Genomic DNA, 20,791 nt, shown 5'->3' on the forward strand with positions numbered 1-20,791 from the left:
TTGTTTCTCCGTTAAGGGTTAAACTTGAAAATGTGCCTCCAAATAGAGAAAATTTTAGGGGCTTTGTCAAGGTGAACGACCCTTAAAAAAGGTAAAAACGCATAAAAATATGCAAAAAGAGCATGTAAAAAAGCCCCCCAGCTTGCGCCGAAGGGCTTTCGAGGTGTCTGGTTTTCTAGGGGAGCTAGTTCAAAGTGGGTGTTTCCCAGTCGATCCATTCGGACTTCTTGAAGTTGATTGTCTGCGTATTCTTGGAATAATCAATCTTACCCGTCTTGGCGTCCTTGCCGAGCAGGAACTTGTTCATAAAGTCCTTGACTTCGTCGAACTGTCCGTTCGGGAGCGAACAGTGCGCGTGGCCGCCTTCCTGGCTATAGGTGTAATTTTCCGTCACGCCGAGAGCCTTGTAGGTTTCGAGAGAAGCCTGGCCGCAGTAGTTCGACGGCACTTCGCCCAGCCATTCCTGGCCAGCGTTATCGATGATGAGGAGCGGACGCGGAGCGACCATGCTTACGAGCATGTGCTGGTCGAACGGGAGCGTATTTTCCCTGCCGTCGTAGTTCTTGAAGCTAGAAATCATCCACTTGCCTTCGGAACCAGCGCTGGCCAGGCCCTGCACAAACTGCTTGCCCTTCTGCTTGTTGACCTGGGCGCCTACACGCCAAAGCGATGCACCACCGGAACCGGATTCCTGCGGAATGGTGAGGGCGATACGTTCATCGAAAGCGCCGATGGCGAGGGCTGCCTTACCCAGGCGGGAACAACCGCTAACAGCCAGGTGCTTGACATCGATGCCTGCATCGGGGTCTTTTTCCAAAGCGTCGATCAGGCGGCTCACGCCCCATGCCCAGGCGATAATGGTGCCCTGGCCGCCGTTGTAAAGCTGGAAGAACTTGCCGCCACCGCTTTCGGGAGCGACATTGTTCGTATTGAAGGTTATCATGGCGATGTCCAAGCCGTTGGTCGAGGAGCCGAGGCTTCCGCATGAGCCAAATCCCTGGTCCAGGCCGATGAGGGCCGGCTTCGGCTTGTCCTTGGTGCCGGCGCTGTTGATGGTGACGTCGAAGGAGACGGACTTGCCCTTGTCGGTAACGGTGACGGTGTACTTGTTGCCGGACTTCTTGCCTTCGACCTTTTCGGGATTGCGCGGCTTTTCGCCGAACATGAGTTTTTCGTACATGGCGCCGATTTCTTCGCGACGGCACTTCCAATCGGCCTTGCTAGAAATGCGCTTGCCATCGAGACCCATGAACGGGTCGGGCAGCTTCGCGTTGTTCACACTCGTCGGGATGTTGCCAATCTGGCATTCGCTGCGGTGGTCTTCCACGAAGTCGTTGCCGGGTGTCGGCGGAATGACTTCTTCTTCGCTGGAACTGGATTCGGCGGGTTTCACGTCGCCGACAGAGCTGCTAGAAGTGTGATGATGGTGTCCACTGCTCGAAGATCCGACGACGGGTTCTGAGGCCAAAGAACTCGAAGATGTGTAAGAATTATTTGGAATAGAGTCGTTTTGAACGTCAACGGGGTTGCCTGTTTGGTTGGAATCTTGCGGTGTTGTGCCCGGTTCCTGGGAGGTTGCTCCCGAAGAGTCTGCCGGCACGTCAATCACGTTCGGCCCTTCGTTGATTTCAAAGTCGATTGTCTCGACAGGCGTCTGCTGATTGGCTAAATTTGCCGAATCTGCGTTAAATTCGCCATATTTGTCAATGAGACACTGTTCTGTGGTACATTCGGTAGCGGTCGTGTTTTCGTCGCCGCATGCCCAAAAACCGGCGGCAATAATTGCCGCTGGCAATAGATATTTATATTTGTTCATACATCCAATCCCAATTACAGTGTAGTGAATTCTGCACTCGTAAATGTGTAAATAAAATATATTCTTTTTTTTAAAGTGGAAACTTTTGTTCCGATTTTTTACGTTAATTTTTATCAACAGGGCGGGTCGCTTGCTTTTTAGCGCCTAATTTGTGCGAAAACGATAGCGACCATCATGATGGCGCAACCGCAGATTTCGCGGGCTGAAAGTTGTTCCCCTAGAATTGCCCAGCCTGCAAGCACGGCGAAAACCGATTCCAGACTCATCGTAAGCGAAGCGATGGTGGGTTTTACTTTGTCTTGAGCAACAATCTGTAACGTGTAGGCGATTCCGCTAGAGCAGAAGGCGGCAAAGCAAAGTCCTGCGACGGCTCTTGGATTGACAAGCGCGGCAGCAATCGTGCTAAATTCCATAACAGGGAATTTCATGTCGAAAACAAACATGAGCGGAGCCGTCAAAACGCCGATAGTGAGGAACTGGATCGCCGAAACGCGAATCGGGTCGACTTTGTTCACGAACTTGTCGATGACCAAAATATGGATTGAAAAGGCGAGGGCGCACAGCAGCGAAACACCATCCGAAAGTTCCAATGAAAAACCGTCCTTGATGCAGAGCAGGTAAAGCCCGAAGGTCGTGATGACGACGCATAGCCAAGTCTTGATTGAAGTCTTCTTGCCAATGAATAAGCTGACGATGGGTACAAGCACGATATAGCATGCGGTAAGGAATCCAGCCTTTCCGGCTGGGGTGCCGAGAAACATTCCCAGCTGTTGCAGGTTCATGGCCGTGCACAAGGCGAGCCCGCAAAAGAATCCGGCTTTCCAGTGTAGAATCCGCTCCTCGCGGTTGTGAGGCCTGCGCGGACTTTTGCCGATTAGGTCGAGAATCTTGAAAATCAGAGCCAAAAAGCCAGCCGCGATAAAGCAACGTATGCACGAAAAGGTGAACGGCCCGAAGGCGTTGCCCTCAATTTGGGCTACAAAGCCCGACCCCCAGATGGCGGCGGTTAGAACGAGTAAAAGCGTATACCATAAATTGGTCATGTATACATATATAGAAATCCTCAAGATTTGAAAAAAAATTATATCTTTTAAGGAAAAGACTATTTTACAGATGAAAAAGACTGCTGAAAAGAAGAATACGATTTCCTTTGTGGTCGATGTGGGCAACTCCCACACGGTGATTGGCATTTTTAAGGATACCAAGGTTGTTGATTATTGGCGCTTGACGACCCGCAAGGAAACGACCTCTGATGAAGTGATGAATAAAGTGGGCGGCCTATTGAGGTTCTCCAAGATTAAGTCAGAAGAGATTACCCACGTGGGACTTTCTACCGTGGTGCCCGCTTTGGAACGCCCTTGGATCAAGGCTTTGGATTCCTTGCTAAAAAAACGGGTGCAGGTGGTGAATTCCAAGAACTGCATGGGTTTGCAGATTAATTACCAGAACCCGTCTATGGCCGGTGCCGACCGCTTGTGCAATGTGGTTGCCATGCGTGAGGCTGGTTTCAAGAATGCGATTGTCGTGGATATGGGGACCGCTACCACTTTCGACGTCATGAAGGATGGCGCCTTTGCGGGTGGCGTGATTATTCCCGGCATTAATGCAAGCCTGGATGCCTTGACGGAAAAGGCCGCGCGCCTTTTGCCTGTGACGATTGAATGGCCCGAGGCTGTGGTGGCGGACAATACCGATGACGCAATCCGCGCTGGTCTTCTGTATGGATTCCTTGCTCAGTTGGAGTTCCTCATCGGAAAAATCAAGAAGGAAATGGGCTGCGATGACATGCCCGTCTATGCAACCGGTGGTTGGGGGAAAACCATCGCTCGTAGAACATCCTTGATTGATAAATACGATCCGTTTTTGACGCTGCGAGGGATTCGTCTGGTAGCGTTGAACGGGACGGCAACTTCTGCTTACAGCGACGAATCGCGGGACACCGAAGAAGAATAAATTTTCTCAATTAAGAGGGGGGGGGATTAATGTCACTTATGGCCATAATAGCTATATTATGCTCATATAATTGGAGCTTAATATGCGCTGTCTAGTTACTGGTGGGGCTGGGTTTTTGGGAAGTCACTTGTGTGAACGTCTTTTGAACGACGGACACGAGGTTATTTGCCTTGACAACTACTTTACGGGTCGTTTGATGAATGTCGACCACCTGCGCGACAATCATCGCTTCGAACTGATCCGCCACGATGTGACAGAACCGATTCTGTTGGAAGTGGACCGCATCTTTAACTTGGCATGCCCCGCAAGCCCCATCCATTACCAGTTTAATCCGGTAAAGACCATCAAGACGAGCGTGATGGGTGCCATCAACATGCTTGGCATGGCCAAGCGCGTAAAAGCACGCATCTTGCAGGCAAGCACCAGCGAAGTCTATGGCGACCCGGCGGTGCACCCGCAGACTGAAGACTATTGGGGAAACGTAAACCCGATCGGCATCCGTAGCTGCTACGACGAAGGCAAACGCGTCGCCGAAACCCTGTTCATGGATTACCACCGCCAGAACAATGTGGATATCCGCATCGTGCGAATTTTTAACACCTACGGCCCGCGCATGCTCATGAACGATGGCCGCGTCGTCAGTAACTTTATTGTGCAGGCGCTCAAGGGCGAAGACATCACCATTTACGGTGACGGTAGCCAGACCCGTAGCTTCTGCTATGTAGACGACTTGATCGAAGGCTTTATCCGCATGATGAACCAGGACAAGATTATCGGACCGGTCAACATCGGAAACCCCGGCGAATTTACGATGCTTGAACTTGCTAAAGAAGTTCTTGAACTCACGAGTTCCAAAAGCAAGATCGTGTACAAGCCGCTTCCGGGTGATGACCCCAAGATGCGCCGCCCCAACATCGATCTTGCAAAATCCGCTCTCGGCTGGGAACCGACGATTCCCTTGCGTCAGGGCCTCGAAAAGACGATTGTGTATTTCGACAAGCTTTTAAAAGACAATAAACAATAAACCCTAAAATCGTTCCATGAAAAAAATTTCACTCACGGGCATCAAGCCCACCGGCACACCTCACTTGGGTAACTACTTGGGCGCAATTCGCCCGGCTCTTGAACTTTCGAAGACCTACGATACGGTATACTTCATTGCCGATTACCATGCTTTGACTACGGTGCAGAACGGCGCCGAAATGCGTGCGAACATCTACAAGATTGCGGCAACCTGGCTTGCCCTTGGCTTGAACCCCGAAGAGGGCCTGTTCTACAAGCAGAGCGACATCCCTGAAATTTTCGAACTCAGCTGGGCTTTGAGTTGCTTTACGCCGAAGGGATTCATGAACCGCGCCCACGCCTACAAGGACAAGGTGGCGAAGAACGAAGCCGCCGGCGAAGATCCGGATGCCAACGTGAACATGGGGCTCTACTGCTACCCGTGCCTCATGGACGCCGATATTTTGATGTTCAGCGCTGACATCGTGCCCGTGGGCAAGGACCAGAAGCAGCATGTGGAATTTGCCCGCGACATCGCCATCAAGTTCAACAAGCATTTTGGCGAAGATGTGTTCACCATTCCGGAACCGGTGTTCCAGGAAACGACCGGCATCATCCCGGGTCTTGACGGCCGCAAGATGAGCAAGTCGTACGACAACGTCATCGACATCTTCCTGGAAAGCAAGGCTCTCAAAAAGAAGATCGGCAAGATCGTGACAAACTCCCAGGGGATCGAAGAACCCAAGGATCCGGACACTTGCAACGTGTTCAAGCTGTACAAGCTGTTTGCGACACCGGAACAGACCGAAGCGCTCGCCGCCCGCTACCGCGCAGGTGGCATGGGCTGGGGCCATGCCAAGCAGGAACTCCAGAATGTGCTCGAGGAACACCTAGGTGCTGCCCGCGAAAAGTACTTCTACCTGCTCAGCCATACCGAAGAAATCGACAAGATTCTCGCGTACGGCAAGGAAAAGGCCCGCGTTAAATCTAAGGCAATGATGGAAAAAGTCCGTGCCCTGTTGGGCACGTACTAATTCGTCTATAAGCTTCGCAATACGGCGTCACAAGAACTCTCGCTGTATTATTTATACAGCTTCGGTTCTTGTTCCTGGTCTTGCTCGCTTCTAAACGAATTATAAAATGTGAATTGTATATGAGAAGACCCTCGGTTGTCCGAGGGTCTTTTGTCTAATTAATTCCCGCGGCTGCCTTCAATAATCCAATTGCACAGCTCCTCGATACTTGCGTAGTCGGGGAGAGTTTTTATAAAGTTCGATGATTTGCTGCGTTCGATGAACTTGCTCCAAGCCTGTTCATTCTTGGCTTCGAGACCTAGATGTTCTTCGATGGCGCCTTTTGTCCATACCCAAATGCCTTGGCTGCGGAGCTTCGCGTGAATGCTGCGGATGGGTTGTTGCGCTTCTTCCATTTCGGCCATCATGGCATAAGCGGTGGAGGCGCTAATGTTACTGTGCTTGTTGACGGGCAGCCCGTTTACCAAGCGCAAATGATTGTGGAAGGCGAGTTCGCGGAACAGGTCGCGGCAATACTTGATGTCGGGATCGTTCGCTTCCAGGAATCCGTCGCGGGTGGCGGTGGTGAATGCGTAATCTAGGTCCACGATGGCGCGCACGGGCATGTCCATGGCGTCGAGCACTTGCATGCTCTTGCGGGTGTTGCTCACGCCGCCCTGGCGGACCAGCGCGCATTTAATGAGGGCGAAGGACTGCCCGGTAATGCGCTCAAAAAGCGCCGGAAGCACGCGCCATTCGGTCTTGCCTTCGGTCAAAAGTACATAGTCGGCAAACAGGAGCTCGTTGCTGTTGCTAAGGCTGAATAACATTTGCAGCTGGCTGGGAGCATCTTGCACCACCTGGTGCACGGCGTCTTCCATTCGCTTGCGCATGTAGGTGCCGCGCTCCTTGTTCTTGCGGATGAGTAGCGAGGTGCTTACGTCTTCGCTGGTAACCATCTGGGCGCTGTGGGTGGCAAATACCACCTGGTAACCTTCGTTCGAAAGGTTCTTGAGAGCCACGCGCACGAGTTCTACTGCTTGCGGGTGCAGGTAAAGTTCCGGCGAATCGATAAGCAGCAGCGTGCGGCTAAGGTAATGGTTGTGATGGTGCTTTTTTACATCGGCCAGGTAACGCACCAGTGCCATCTGGATAGCTCGCTTGCTGCCTTCGCCCATGCGGCTGATGTCGCGTTCAAAACCGTCGTCTTCGTCGATGACCTTGAGGCTTGCGCTCTTGAGGAATGTTTCAAGGGTCGGCATGGGAATGTCGAATTCCACTTTGACGCTTGGGAATAGCGGCGAAAGTTTTTCGTTGACTTCTCGGTCAAAGGTCTCGATTTCGGCGGCGCGGTTTTCGCTGTCGGGCGAAAGCAGGTCGCTGAATTTGTTCAAAAGCGTGTTGATTTCGTTGCCGAAACGGCGTTCCAGCGGCTTGAAAATTTCATGCAAGAGCTTGGTGAACGCCTGGTTCCCTTCGAAATCCCAAATGGCAATCGATTCGGGGAACATGCGGTGGTAAGCGAACTTGAACGCTTCACTGGGGCGAACCCATTCGCGTTTGTCGCCCTTGCGGTGATTGCTCGGCACGAATACGAAAAGCTCGAGCGCTTCGGGATTTTCGTTGGGAATGCGCTGCACTTTCTTGACGCGCAGGCGGCCGGGGCCTTGTGGCGTATTCTGCAAAAACGGTCGCACTTCGGAGGCGTATTCTTCGCCCAAACGGTTCAAGACTTGGTCCGTGATGCCATCAAAAACGCCGATGACTTCTACGGGGTCGTTGGGGTCGTCAAAGTATGAAATGTCAAGCGAAAATTTGGACAAAAGCCAGCGAATACCCATCAAGATATTCGTTTTGCCCGCGTTATTGTAGCCGATGAGTGCGGTAAAGCTACTGAGAGGAAACGTCTGCCTCTGAATAGAGCGCAGATTCGAAATAGTAATCTCGGATAATCTCAGTGCTTGTTGTGTCATACCCTGAATGTATATAAAAAGTGTGGGGTGTGAACACTAAAAATGCCGTTTTTTTACTTTTTGGAAAGAATCGTGCGGGTCTCCCGCTTATAACTTTTGTATTTTTGTCCCGAATTTTGTTTATAGGTAGGTTTATTCTGCGCTTTCGCTGGCTGTTTCTATTTGCTGTGTTTGTTGGGCTTGCTCAGGCCCAGCTTTTGGACATGTCCGAAATGTCCGAGAGCTATATGGTCGAAAATAAAATCCATAAGGTAAAGGTCGAAGGTACCGTCCACATGGACGACCGCGCGGTCCTTAGCCGTATCGGTATTCGCGATGGTCAAAGCTATTCTCCGACGGCCCTGACCGAAAAGGTGCAGTCCTCGGTGACGTCCCTTTACAAGTCGGGCCTGTTTGACGATGTGACTGCCTGGATTGACTATGTGGGCGATGGCACCGATGTCGACCTCATTTTCAAGATTAAGGAACTCCCGGCATTGGATACGGCCGTATTCGAAGGCTGTGACGAAGAATCCGAAGAAGATTTGAAACTCAAGATCCGTATGATTCCGGGTCAGGTTTACAGCAAGAGCCAACTCGAACGCGACCGCCAGGCTATTTTGGATTTTTACCGCGCCGAAGGCTACTTGCTGGCCGAAGTGGGCTACCGCGAAACGCCGGTCGACGAAAACAAGAATATGGTGACCTTCATTATCCGCGAAGGTGAAAAGGTCAAAGTCCGCCAGTTCGATATCCAGGGCAACGATCATGTGCCTGCCGAAGATATCATGGAACACATGGTGACAAAGCTCGACCAGTGGTGGGGCGGCGGCGAATTCAAGGAAAACATTTTTGAGGCTGACCGCGACACGGTGTTGAACGCTATTCGTCATTTCGGTTACCTGGATGCAGAACTGACCGAATTCAGTGCCGAATACCTGCCGGACTCCACCTGCTTGTTCTATATGGGCCGCATGGTTCCGCTGGGCGAAAACCTGGAAGTCCTTTACAAGCAGTTGAACCTCGCCTTGGGCGACTCCGCAACGCCCTTGTACAAGATGGCGGGCAAGCCCACCATGCAGGTGACGCACTTCTTCCGCAGGCACCGCGAAGTGGGCGAAATGCCGTGGGTGTCTAGACCTAAGGTCACGGTCAAGGCCGAAGAAGACGCCTGGAAGATGTTGAACGACATTATCCGCTACGAAAGCGCCCGTAAGGAATTCCTGGACATTGTCGACGGTCGCAAGTGGAAGAACCCCAAGATCGATTCCTTGCGCAAGGTCAAGAAACGCTCTACTTATCAAGAAAAGTTGATGGTCCGCTACATGATCGAAGACATGTTCCCGGTCCTCAACAAGTACGACAATATCAAGACTTCGAGCTCGATTCTCATTCATATCCACATGATTGAAGGTCGTAAGTACTACATGGGTGGTTTGCACTTCTCGGGTAACGAAGTGCTCAACGACAAGATGCTTGCCTATGCCTACCGCCTCGACAGCGGCGAAGTCTTTGACCAGTACAAGTACGACGCTTCCCGCAAGGCCCTTCTGGATGCCTACCGCGAAGACGGCTACCTGTTTGCCCAGTACGAAGAAACCCGTACGTTCGAAAACGATTCTATTGTGAACCTGTCCTACAGGATGACCGAAGGCCTGCCTGCCCAGATTCACAAGGTGCATATTCACGGCAATACCAAGACCAACGAAAAGGTAATCCGCCGCGAAGTCCGCCTGTATCCGGGCGATACTTATCGTCAGTCCTTGTTGGAACGTAGCTTCCGTGAAATCATGCAGCTCAACTACTTCGACATGGTCGTACCCGACATCAAGGTGGTGGGCGAGCAGGACGTGGACCTCGACTTTACCGTACAGGAAAAGGAAGCCGGTACCGGCCAGTTCAGCTTGGGCGTGTCCTATAGCGAAAGCGACGGTGTCGTGGGTACGGCTAGCGTGTCTATTCCGAACTGCTGTATGGGTGATGGCCAGGCCGCATCGTTCAGCGTGGAATACGGTGCCGACAAGAAGAGTGCTTCTATCAGCTTCCAGGAACCCTGGTTCATGGATAAGCCGATCACCTTGGGTGCAAGCCTTAGCTACTCCTGGTGGAACATGTCCAAGTATGACGACCCCGATATTACCCGTTACGGCGGTTCTGTCTACCTGGGTAAGCGCCTCAAGTGGCCCGATGACTATTTCTACGGCCAGATCGGTTACAGCTGGCTCATGAACAAGCAGGGCCCCAACATCGATGACAGCTACGTGGTTTACACCGGTGTGGAATCGGCCTTGAACTTCCGCCTGTTGCGTGACGACAAGAACCTGCCTCAGTTCCCGACCGAAGGTTCCCGCTACGTGCTCGATATCCAGTGGGCAGACGATGTGCTGTTTAGTGACTTCAACTTCGTGAAGACTGAACTTACGGTGAAGTGGTGGTTCCCGCTGTTCCGCGACCGCCTGGCCATTGCCCTTACGAACCAGTACGGCGTGATCTTTGGCGACCAGTTGCAGTACCGCACGCTTTACACTATGGGTGGCGTGATGGGCTACGAAGGCATGATGCGTGGTTACAGCTCGGGTTCTATCGGCTACCGCCGCTTGGGTCGTAGCTACCAGTACACGGGTGCCGAACTCCAGCTCGGCCTTGTGCCGCAGACCTTCTACCTGTTGCCATTCTTCTTTGACGCCGGTAACGTGTTCGGTGAACGCTACAACCCGCGCACCAAGGTGCCCGAACCCTCCAGGAACCCGCTCAACGAATGGGATCCGACGAGCCTCAAGAAGGATATCGGTTTCGGTTTCCGCGTGATTGTTCCGATGCTCGGTATTATCGGCTTCGACTTTGCCTGGCCCTTGGATGTGGGCGAAACCTATAGCGGCACACAGCGTACCGAAGTGGGCGACATGCAGTTCAACTTTGTCATTGGCCAGGGATTCTAAGGAGGCTTTATGCTTAAACATCTGCTGATGGCTTTAATGCTTGCGTTTGCGACCGTCTCGTTTGCCGAAGATGGACTCCGCATTGCGCATGTGGATTCCAAGCTGATTTTTGACGGCTACAAGGGCACCAAGCGCGCCCAGGAAGAATACGACCGTCAGGTGGCCAAGTGGGAACAGCAGGGCAACTTGCTGCAGAAGGAACTTGCCGCCATTAAGGAAAAGCTCGACAAGCAGGTGCTTATGCTCAGCGACGAAAAGAAGCGCGAGCTCGAAGCCGAATACAACAAGAAAGATATGGAACTCAAGAGCTTTATCGACCGCGTGTACGGCCGTAAGGGAGAACTGATTTCTGAAAACGAAAAGGTGAGCGGTCCGATCATTCAGTTGATCCGTAAGGCCATTAACGAAATCGCCTTGCAGGAAGGCTACGACATGGTGGTTGACCGGGCAACGGGCGCCGTAGTGTTCTGGAAAAAAGAGAACGACCTGACGCAGAAAGTGCTTGACTACCTGAACAACAGATAATCAAGCCTCGACAATTTAATCAACAAAAAAGAGCAATGAAATTTTTTCATTGCTCTTTTTAAATTTCACATTTCACACTTCACACTACACATTTCACATTTCTCACTACACACTGACTAGTACGCGCCTTCGCCCTTGAACACGACCTTGAAGGTCTTGAGGATAAGCGAGACATCATCGCTGAGTTTGCCATTGCGCTTGATGTAGTCGTTGTCGAGGCGCATCTGGCCTTCGAAGCTGATGTTGCTGCGACCGCTGACCTGCCAAATGCAGGTGAGACCTGGCGTTACGGACAGACGCATGCGGTGCCAGGGCTCGTATTCCGCCACTTCGGACGGAATCGGCGGACGCGGACCCACAATGGACATGTCGCCCTTGATGATATTGAAAAACTGCGGGAGTTCGTCGAGGCTGAACTTGCGGAGCACGTGACCGAACGGATAGATGCGCGGGTCGTTCTTCATCTTGAACGTCTTGCCGCCCGTTTCGTTCTGGGCCATGAGTTCCTTTTTGCGTTCTTCGGCGTCCACGTACATGCTGCGGAACTTGTACATGGTGAATAGCTTGCCGTTCTTGCCTACGCGGGTCTGCTTGAATATGACAGGTCCCTTCGGGTCACTGATCTTGACTGCGGCCGCGCAGAAAAGCAGTAGCGGGGAACAAAGTACAATCGCGATGCTGGTGCAGGTCACGTCGACAATGCGCTTGACCATGTGGCGGTAGCGAATGGTGTGCGGGTGTTCCCAGATGTGGTCAAGGTTCAGACGGCTAAGCGAGAAGAATCGACCGTTAGCGCTGTTGAAGTCCTTGATTTTATCTTCGAGTTCCAGGTTGTCTTTTTCCTGGTATCCGGTATAGATATAGGCTTCAAAGATGGGCTTCTTGGGGTTGATGCGCAACGTCTGGATAAGGCCTGCGTCGTTCAGCTTGTGCAGAATCTCCTTGCGGATCGATTCCAGCACCGAGAGGTCGGAATTCAGCAAGATGATGCCGAGACCGCTACCGTCGGAAAGGTAGCCCAAGACATCGATAAAGCGCAGGTGCGAAAACATGGTCAAAATGCTGATTCGCCAGGTGTTTTCGACGGTCTTGTTCGGGCTACCCCAACCGAAGAAGTCGTACTGGTGCGAATACATCTTGATGTACAGGAACGGCTTGCGGGTGCGGTTCGCACGCATGAATTCTTCGTTCAAGCGCGTTCTGAAGAGCTTTGCCGGGTAGACAATGTTCTTGAGCTTTTGTTCGTCGAGAATTGAGCCAATTGCCGGATTGACGGATTCCTGTTCCATGTCGCTAAATATAGTTACTTGTAACTGCTTAGGCAAAGTGGGGCTTTCAATTATTGTATCTTTCTAATCAGAATTAAAGAGGAGATTTTATGAAATTCACGATTTCAATTTTTACGGGAGTTCTGTTTACAGCCTTGTCTGCAAATGCGGCGACTATTACTTCAAAAATGCCAACTTTGTCGGATGGTTGTTATCAAATTTCAGATGCCGCCGAACTTTACGGATTTGCAGACATTGTGAATGGTACAGGAGAGGGTGACCCTCAAGGGAAGGTGTGTGGAAAACTGACTCAGGATATCGTGGTGAATGAATCAGTGCTAAATTCCGAAGGCGAATTGAATTCGCAAAAGGATTTTGTCCCGTGGGTTCCGATGAAAGATTTTTCGGGAAAGTTTGATGGGAACAACCATGTTATATATGGATTGTATTTTAATGGCAACGGTGACAAAAGTGTGGGCTTATTTGAAAATGCGTCAGGCTTTCAAATATTAAACCTCGGTCTTGAAGACTTTTATTTCGCGGGAAAAGAAAATGTGGGCGCCTTTGTTGGCTTTGTAAACGATTATTCGAAAAACCAAATGGAAATAACGAATTCCTATGCCGCAGGCTTGGTTGAGGGTGAATCTGGCGTAGGAGGCTTTATTGGAAGCGCAACATGGCACAAGGGATCGCTGTATATATCGAACAGTTACAACCTGTCTATGGTGAAAGGTTTGTACGAAGTGGGGGGATTCATTGGGAGTAAATATGAAGACGATGTCTATATAATAAAATCCTATAATTCAGGGGTGGTTTCCGGTAAGGAGGCTGTTGGTGGATTTGTTGGTTGGGCAAGTAAGGGCGTTCTCGGGGTTTACCAAAGCTATAATGCCGGAAAAGTTGTCGGACAGATGTATGTTGGCGGCTTATTAGGCAAAGCGACTTCTTTCGAATACGCTCTTTTCAAAAATGTCTACAACAAGGGTGCCGTAGAAGGTGGCTCGAGTGTTGGTGGGCTTGTTGGTTATGGAGAAGGCGCAGACCTTATTGGTGGTGGCGTTACTATTGCTAATGCGTATAATGCTGGGCATGTTTCCTACGATGCAGATTCTTCACTAAAAGCAGGAACTATTCTCGGGTATGGATATGGTGACGGCAAGATCAGATTTGAAAATTGTTTTTTTGTGGAGCAAGAGGATATTCTTGTTGCTAATGTGTCGGATACAACTAACAAGGTAATAGAAGATGTTCTAGGTGTTACCGAAGAACGTTTAATGGGTGGAGTTATTGCTGGTTATTTACGAGGCTGGATTGAAACTTACCGTAACGGTTCTTATGTGGAAAATGGCGCCGATGGTCTCGTATGGGCCGAAGACCCTGCTGGCACGCAGGTGCTCCCGCATTTTGATTGGAGTAACACGAAACACTATGTATTTTTCGTTTTAGATGAAGGCGGCAAAATCGAAAAAGGTCATGAGCTGAAGTATTATGAAGAAGGAGTGGAGACAGCGCTTCCTGATGCACAATTCGTGACTCGCGAAGGGTTCTATTTTGCGGGTTGGTATGATAACAGGCAATTTTGGGGGAATGCTGTCACTTCGGTGAGCCCCAAAGCGACTGGTACACAGATCTTTTATGCCAAGTGGACTACACCCCCAGTTTCGAGCTCCAGCGAGGAATCCTCTTCGAGCGTATCTAGCAGTTCTTCTGATGCGTCAAGCTCCTCTGAGACGCCGAGCTCGAGTAGTGAACAGACTACTTCCTTTGAGCGAATGCCGTTGCCGCGGTTTAGCGTGTACGTTGTAAATCGCAACTTGCAGGTGGCGGGAGCCCGTGTGGGCGATAGGTATGCCTTATTCGATATGCAGGGCAACGTGGTGCTCCGCGGGACTGTAAACAGCTCGAATTTCAATATGGTGGTGCCTGTTTCGGGGAATTATGTGCTTCGAATCGGGAATGGAAGCCGCAAGGTGTCTGTGAGATTCTAGCCAAAATTCTATATTTGCCCCGTAAAAATTTAAAATGGAGACGCCTTATGTTGCGTATTGGTCTTATTGGTACTGGAACCGTTGGTGGCGGTGTTATCCAGATTCTGGAACAGAAGATTGCCGAGTACAAGGAAAAGCTCGGTGTCGAACTCGAACTCGCCTGCATCTGCGCGAAGTCCGAAGAAGAAGTTGCCCCGTACAAGGCGAAGGGCTACAAGGTGTCTACCAATGCCGACGAAATGATTGCCGGTAACGACATCGACGTGCTCGTGGAACTCGCCGGTGGCTACAACATGCCGCGCAAGTGGATCCTCGCTGCCCTCGAAAGCGGCAAGCATGTGGTGACCGCGAACAAGGCTCTCCTCGCCAAGTACGGTCACGAAATTTTCCCGCTTGCAGCCAAGAACGGCCTGCATGTGCTGTTCGAAGCCGCTGTTGGCGGTGGCATTCCTATTATCCGCAGCCTGCAGGAAGGCCTGCTCGGCTCTACGGTGGAACACCTGAGCTGCATTATCAACGGTACTTGTAACTACATCTTGAGCCGCATGGCCGACGAAGGCCTCGACTTCGATGTGGTCCTGAAGGATGCCCAGAAGCTCGGCTTTGCCGAAGCGGACCCGACCTTCGATATCGAAGGTATCGACTCCGCCCACAAGACGGCTTTGCTCGCTAGCCTCTGCAGCGGCAAGCGCGTGGACTTCGAAAAGATTCACGTGACCGGTATCTCCAAAATTACCGCCCAGGATATCGCATTCGCCAAGGAAATCGGCTGCTGCGTGAAGCTCCTTGGCATTTACCACCGCGACGGCGACCGCGTGGACGCCCGCGTGCATCCGTGCTTTGTCTCGAACGACAACCTGCTTTCTAACGTGAATGGCGTGATCAACGCCGTTTACCTGAAGTGCGACAATCTGGGCGAAACGGTTCAGACCGGCGCCGGTGCAGGCCGTTTGCCGACCGCCTCTGCCGTGGTAGCCGACCTCGTTTCCCTGGCCCGCTCCGTGGACCAGGGCTCCCGCAAGGCGCTCCCCATGGGCTGGTTCAACGTCGACAATTCCGCGACGCTCGTGCCGATTTCGGAAACGACTTCTCGCTACTACCTGCGCTTCACCTCTCGTGACGCTTGTGGTGTGCTTGCCAAGATTACGAGCATCCTGGCCGAAAACAAGATTTCCATCGAAACCATTATCCAGAAGAACGTGAAGGATCCGGGTAAGGTTTCTATCGTGGTTATCACCGAAAAGACCCAGGATTGCAAGACCTCGAAGGCTGTCGACGCTATCGACGCTTTGCCCGAAATTGTCGAAAAGAGCCAGGTGATTCGTTTCCTCGCCTAAAAATTGCGTGAAACGGAAAATCTGAGATTCGGTAATTTGGTAATTTAGGGCTGTTATGATTCGCGCCGCTACATTGGAACGCATTCTCGTTGTCCTTTCGGACTTCGTGGCGTTGTCTATTTGTTTTGTACTCGCCTTCTGGGTGCAGTTCCACAGTGGTTGGATTGCCGATAAGTTCGATCCTAGCAAGACTTTTGCCGAATATTGGCACATGGGCCTCGTGCTCAATGTGGGCTGGCTTGTGCTGTTTACTTGCGCCGGGCTTTACCGTTCATGGCTGTTGATGTCGCGTACGCACCAAGTTTTGCGCGTGTTGCGTGCGGTGCTCATTGGCATCGTGCTTGTAATCGCAGTCCTGTTCGGCGCTGAATTTATCGGTAAGGTCATGGTGAACGAACCGCTCAATCAAGGTTACCTGTACGGTTCTCGATTCCCCTGGATTTTTATTTATGGCGGCTTTGCGCTGTTCCTGGTGATTCTCTTCAGAATGCTCATTTACCGCTGTCTGCGTAGGCTCTTGAGCCTTGGCTTTGGTGCGAACAACATTCTTGTCTTGGGTGCGACCGAGGCGGGCCGAAAGATTGCCGAAGCGCTTGCGAAAACTCCCGAACGCGGCCAGCGTGTGGTGGGCTTTGTGGATGAACGTTTTCAGGTCATGGAACATGAATTTGCGAATGTTCCGGTGCTTGGAAAATATGCAGACCTTGCTTCGCTCATTAAGAAGTACAAGGTAACGGGCATTATTATTGCGCACGAAAGTTCTTCGCCGCAAGAAATTATGCGCGTGCTTGTGTGGGTGTGCGACCAGCCGGTTCACATTTACCTGGTGCCTGAACTCTACAGCGTGGTGCATGGACAGTTCAAGGCGAACCTGGTTTATGGTTTTGAATTGCAGGAACTGTTTGCGTTTACCATGCCTTTGTGGCAGGTGCGCGTGAAGCGTGTGATTGATATTCTGTTTGGCGCCTTCCTCGGGATAATTTCGTTCCCGGTATGCGTACTCGCCGCCATTGCAATCAAGCTCGAAGATCGTGGCCCGGTGTTCTATTCGCAGGAACGCATTGGCCTGTACGGCAAGCCCTTTACGGTCTACAAGTTCCGTACCATGCGTACCGATGCTGAAAAGTTTGGCGCCCAGTGGGCCACCAAGGACGACCCCCGCATAACCAAGGTGGGCAAGTTCTTGCGCAAGACCCGTATCGATGAACTTCCGCAGATTTTGTGTGTGCTTAAAGGTGACATGAGCATGGTGGGCCCGCGCCCGGAACGCGCCGTGTTCATTGCCAAGCTCCGTGAAGAAATCCCGTTCTATATTAGCCGCCTGAAAATGAAACCTGGCCTGACCGGTTGGGCTCAGGTGTGCCACCATTACGATACCAGCACCGAAGACGTGAAAATCAAGTTGCAGTACGACATGTACTACTTTGAAAACATGAGCTTGTTGCTTGATTTCCAGATTCTGATGCGCACAGTGTATGTGGTGCTGACTGGAAAAGGAGCTCAATAGAAATGTGAAATGACGAATGTGGAATGACTGATGAAATATTTCATTTCACATTACACATCTCACATTACACATTTTAACAAAAGGTACTAAGTTATGTACGGCGATAATTCTACTCCAGTTTTTCCGAAAGATGATGCTCTCACGATGATTCGCTTGGCGCTTGCCGAAGACGTGCGCACGGGTGACGTGACCAGTGAATGGACGATTCCTGCCGACCAGAAGCAGCATGCGCGCCTGATTGCAAAAGAAGATGGCGTGCTCGCAGGCCTTCCGGTGATTGAACTTGTGTTCCAGGAACTCAAGGCGAACGTGAAGGTGACGCTCCACAAGAAAGACGGCGATGTCGTTAAAAAGGGTGACCTGATTGCCGAAATGGACGGCACGACGCACGAACTCCTGACGGGCGAACGCACGCTTTTGAATTTTATTCAGCAACTTTCCGGCGTGGCAACCGTTGCGCATACCTTCCAGGAAGCCTTGAAGGCGGGGAAGACCAAGGTTCTCGATACGCGCAAGACGGTTCCCGGTTTCCGCACTCTGCAGAAGTACGCCGTTCGCGTGGGTGGCGGTTCTAACCACCGCATGGGTCTTTTTGACATGGTGCTGGTGAAGGATAACCACATTGCGGCAGCCGGTGGCGTTCTCGAAGCGCTTGAAGTGGTGAAGAAGAACAACAAGCAGGGCCTGATGGTGGAAATGGAAGTCGAAAACTTCGACCAGCTGCGAGCGCTCCTGAACAAGGGAGTCGACGTCATCATGCTTGACAACATGAGTAACGAGATGATGGCGGAGGCCTTGAAGATTATCAAGGAAAGCGGCGACAAGTGCCTGGTGGAAGGCTCCGGCAACATGACGCTTGAACGCGCGAAGGAAATCGCGACACTCGGCCTCGACTATATTTCGGTCGGCGCTCTTACACATAGTGTAAAGGCCCTTGACATTTCCATGAGAATATAAGACCGTTCGCGCCCAAGGCCCAAAAGGGGAGTCTAGACTCCTTTTAGACTGCAAAAAAATACATCTTTCTTATAAGGGTATTGAAATCTTTACAATGCCCTTTGATTTTTCTATCTTGCGCGCTGAAATTTGTTATTGGTGTTCAAACGTCATTGCGAGGAGTCGAAGGCGACGAAGCAATCCACGTAAGATTTGCCAAAAGGAGAAAAGAATGAGCAAGGACTTAAAGGAAAAAGCTCTCGAATACCATTCCATGGGCAAGCCCGGCAAGATTGAAATCGTGCCGACCAAGCCGCATAGCACGCAGACCGACCTGGGTCTTGCGTACACTCCGGGTGTAGCTGCTCCTTGCTTGGAAATCGAAAAGGATAACAACCTCGCTTACGAATACACGGGTAAGGGTAACTTGGTTGCCGTGATCAGTAACGGCACCGCAGTGCTTGGCCTCGGCGATATTGGTGCGCTTGCCGGTAAGCCGGTGATGGAAGGCAAGGCTCTCCTCTTCAAGATTTATGCCGGTATCGATGTGTTCGACATCGAAATCAATGAAAAGGACCCGAAGAAGTTTATCGAAATCGTGAAGGGAATCGCCCCGACGTTCGGCGGCATCAATCTCGAAGACATCAAGGCTCCGGAATGTTTTGAAATCGAAGACACCCTGAAGGCCGAACTCGATATTCCCGTGATGCACGACGACCAGCACGGTACGGCTATCATTTCTTCTGCAGGCCTTTTGAACGCTATCGAAGTCGCAGGCAAGAGCATTCGCAACGTGAAGATGGTGGTGAACGGTGCGGGTGCAGCCGCTTGCGCCTGCACGCGACTCTACTTGTCGCTCGGTCTCAAGAAAGAGAACCTGGTGATGTGCGACAGTAAGGGCGTCATCCGCAAGGACCGCAAGGGCTTAACCGAAGCGAAGGCTTTCTTTGCGACCGACCGCACCGATATCGAAACGCTCGAAGATGCCATGAAGGGTGCCGACGTGTTCGTGGGTCTTTCCAAGGGCAACATCCTTACTCGCGAAATGGTCCGCAGCATGGCCGACCAGCCGATTGTTTTCGCTCTTGCCAACCCGAACCCCGAAATCAGCTACGAAGAAGCCATGGCAAGCCGTGGCGACCTGATTTTTGCAACGGGCCGCAGCGACTATCCGAACCAGGTGAATAACGTGATCGGTTTCCCGTACATTTTCCGCGGGGCGCTCGACGTTCGCGCTACCTGCATCAACGAACACATGAAGCACGCTGCCGTGCGCGCCATTGCAGCCCTTGCCCACAAGCCGGTTCCGGATGTGGTGAACATCGCCTACAACGCCCAGCGCTTTACCTTCGGTAAGGAATACTTGATTCCGAAGCCCTTGGATCCGCGCCTATTGACCGACGTTTCTATCGCCGTGGCGAAGGCCGCTATCGAAAGTGGCGTGGCCCGCAAGCCGATTACCGATTGGGACGCTTATTATGACCGTCTGCGTGACATGATGGGTTACGACAACAAGCTCATCCGTCAGTTTAGCGATACCGCCCGCAGCAACCCCAAGCGCGTGGTGTTTGCCGAAAGCAACCTCAACATGCTCAAGGCCGCCGTGCAGGCGAAGGTTGAAGGCGTTGCACACCCGATTCTGCTCGGCAACCCCGACCGCATCCAGATTATCGCCCAGCGCGAACAGCTGGACCTCACGGGCATCAAGATCGTGAACCCGCGTTCTCCGGAAGAATTTGAACGCCGCCGCAAGTATGCCGAAATCTACGCCGAAGAAAACGGTCGTAACGGCGTGACGCTCGACGAAGCCCGCGACGACATGTTCGAACCGAACCACTTCGGCATGATGATGGTGAAGGTCGGCGATGCCGACGCCCTGATTTCTGGTGGCTATTCCAAGTACAGCGAAACGATTGAACTTGCCAAGGAAATCATCGGTATCCGCGAAGAATACAAGCACTTCGGTGCCATGCACATTTTGAGCACCCGCAAGGGCACGTTCTTCCTGGCCGATACGCTGGTGAACCGCGACCCCGATGCAGAAACGCTCGTGGATATCGTGAAACTCACGCACGACGCCGTACGCTTCTTTGCCCACGAACCGGTGATGGCCATGCTCAGCTACGCAAACTTCGGCAGCGACAAGGGTGCTCCGCGCGGAACGTCCAACACCGCCCGCGAAGCCGTGCGCATGATTCACGAACAGTTCCCGGATTACATGATTGACGGCGAAATGCAGGTGAACGTGGCGCTCGACAAGGACCTGCGCGATACCAAGTACCCCTTCAACAAGATCAAGGGCCAGACGGTCAATACGCTGATTTTCCCGTGCCTCTCTTCTGCAAATACCACTTGCAAGATGCTCTTGGAAATGGGCGTGGGCGAATCCATCGGTCCTGTGCAGATGGGCCTGAACAAGCCGGTTCACTTTACCGATACCGACGCCTCTGTGCATGATATCTTCAACCTGACGGTTGCCGCCGTAATCGACGCTATCGTTCAGGAAAAGAAGGACGAAGAAAAGAGCCGCAAGAAATACGACAAGATGTGGTAGA

At 51.8% G+C, this 20,791-nt stretch carries 14 protein-coding genes; 10 read left to right on the forward strand and 4 right to left on the reverse strand.

Annotated features, from left to right (window positions below; genetic code table 11):
- Positions 1-184: 184 nt before the first annotated feature.
- Together B7988_RS01920 and B7988_RS01925 are read right to left on the reverse strand one after the other, a co-directional pair.
- Complete coding sequence (locus tag B7988_RS01920; RefSeq protein ID WP_088656638.1) at positions 185-1,816, reverse strand: hypothetical protein; 1,632 nt, start codon at positions 1,814-1,816, stop codon at positions 185-187.
- Positions 1,817-1,953: 137 nt separating this feature from the next.
- On the reverse strand, positions 1,954-2,859 hold the full coding sequence (locus B7988_RS01925) for a DMT family transporter (protein WP_088656639.1): 906 nt from the start codon (positions 2,857-2,859) through the stop codon (positions 1,954-1,956).
- 70 nt (positions 2,860-2,929) lie between these two features.
- Between B7988_RS01925 and B7988_RS01930 the strand changes: the two genes are divergently transcribed.
- The 3 genes from B7988_RS01930 (at position 2,930) to trpS (ending at position 5,805) form a co-directional block, all read left to right on the forward strand.
- Positions 2,930-3,769 (forward strand): type III pantothenate kinase, encoded by an 840-nt coding sequence (locus B7988_RS01930; protein WP_249268798.1) that lies wholly within the window; start codon positions 2,930-2,932, stop codon positions 3,767-3,769.
- An 82-nt stretch (positions 3,770-3,851) separates the two neighbouring features.
- Complete coding sequence (locus tag B7988_RS01935; RefSeq protein WP_072798431.1) at positions 3,852-4,793, forward strand: UDP-glucuronic acid decarboxylase family protein; 942 nt, start codon at positions 3,852-3,854, stop codon at positions 4,791-4,793.
- 16 nt (positions 4,794-4,809) lie between these two features.
- Positions 4,810-5,805 (forward strand): tryptophan--tRNA ligase, encoded by a 996-nt coding sequence (gene trpS, locus B7988_RS01940; protein ID WP_088656640.1) that lies wholly within the window; start codon positions 4,810-4,812, stop codon positions 5,803-5,805.
- A gap of 158 nt (positions 5,806-5,963) precedes the next feature.
- Here the strand turns inward: trpS and B7988_RS01945 are convergent, their stop codons facing one another.
- Complete coding sequence (locus B7988_RS01945) at positions 5,964-7,757, reverse strand: ATP-binding protein (protein WP_088656641.1); 1,794 nt, start codon at positions 7,755-7,757, stop codon at positions 5,964-5,966.
- A gap of 227 nt (positions 7,758-7,984) precedes the next feature.
- On the opposite strand from B7988_RS01945, the gene B7988_RS01950 reads away from it, so the two are divergent.
- Both B7988_RS01950 and B7988_RS01955 read left to right on the forward strand, forming a co-directional pair.
- Positions 7,985-10,675: a POTRA domain-containing protein gene (locus B7988_RS01950; RefSeq protein WP_249268799.1), complete on the forward strand. Its 2,691-nt coding sequence runs from the start codon at positions 7,985-7,987 to the stop codon at positions 10,673-10,675.
- Between the two features lie 9 nt (positions 10,676-10,684).
- Positions 10,685-11,200: an OmpH family outer membrane protein gene (locus B7988_RS01955; protein WP_073320715.1), complete on the forward strand. Its 516-nt coding sequence runs from the start codon at positions 10,685-10,687 to the stop codon at positions 11,198-11,200.
- Between the two features lie 116 nt (positions 11,201-11,316).
- Here B7988_RS01955 and B7988_RS01960 read toward each other — a convergent pair whose 3' ends face one another.
- A complete protein-coding gene (locus tag B7988_RS01960) occupies positions 11,317-12,489 on the reverse strand; it encodes a sugar transferase (RefSeq protein WP_073320718.1) in 1,173 nt (390 codons plus the stop codon).
- Between the two features lie 89 nt (positions 12,490-12,578).
- Here B7988_RS01960 and B7988_RS01965 point away from each other — a divergent pair, with 89 nt between their 5' ends.
- From B7988_RS01965 to B7988_RS01985, 5 genes are all read left to right on the forward strand, one after another.
- Entirely contained in the window at positions 12,579-14,456 is a 1,878-nt protein-coding gene (locus tag B7988_RS01965; protein ID WP_073320721.1) for an InlB B-repeat-containing protein, read from the forward strand.
- 47 nt (positions 14,457-14,503) lie between these two features.
- Positions 14,504-15,793, forward strand: coding sequence for a homoserine dehydrogenase (locus tag B7988_RS01970; RefSeq protein WP_073190709.1), 1,290 nt, complete (start codon positions 14,504-14,506; stop codon positions 15,791-15,793).
- Positions 15,794-15,848: 55 nt separating this feature from the next.
- The gene (locus B7988_RS01975; RefSeq protein ID WP_073320724.1) at positions 15,849-17,300 is read left to right on the forward strand and encodes a sugar transferase; all 1,452 of its coding nucleotides are present in this window, start codon (positions 15,849-15,851) and stop codon (positions 17,298-17,300) included.
- A 93-nt stretch (positions 17,301-17,393) separates the two neighbouring features.
- Positions 17,394-18,257: a carboxylating nicotinate-nucleotide diphosphorylase gene (gene nadC / locus B7988_RS01980; protein WP_073320727.1), complete on the forward strand. Its 864-nt coding sequence runs from the start codon at positions 17,394-17,396 to the stop codon at positions 18,255-18,257.
- Positions 18,258-18,468: 211 nt separating this feature from the next.
- Positions 18,469-20,790 (forward strand): NADP-dependent malic enzyme, encoded by a 2,322-nt coding sequence (locus B7988_RS01985; RefSeq protein WP_073320730.1) that lies wholly within the window; start codon positions 18,469-18,471, stop codon positions 20,788-20,790.
- Position 20,791: the final 1 nt, after the last annotated feature.

It is taken from the genome of Fibrobacter sp. UWB1 (assembly GCF_002210325.1).
In the GTDB taxonomy this organism is placed as follows: domain Bacteria; phylum Fibrobacterota; class Fibrobacteria; order Fibrobacterales; family Fibrobacteraceae; genus Fibrobacter.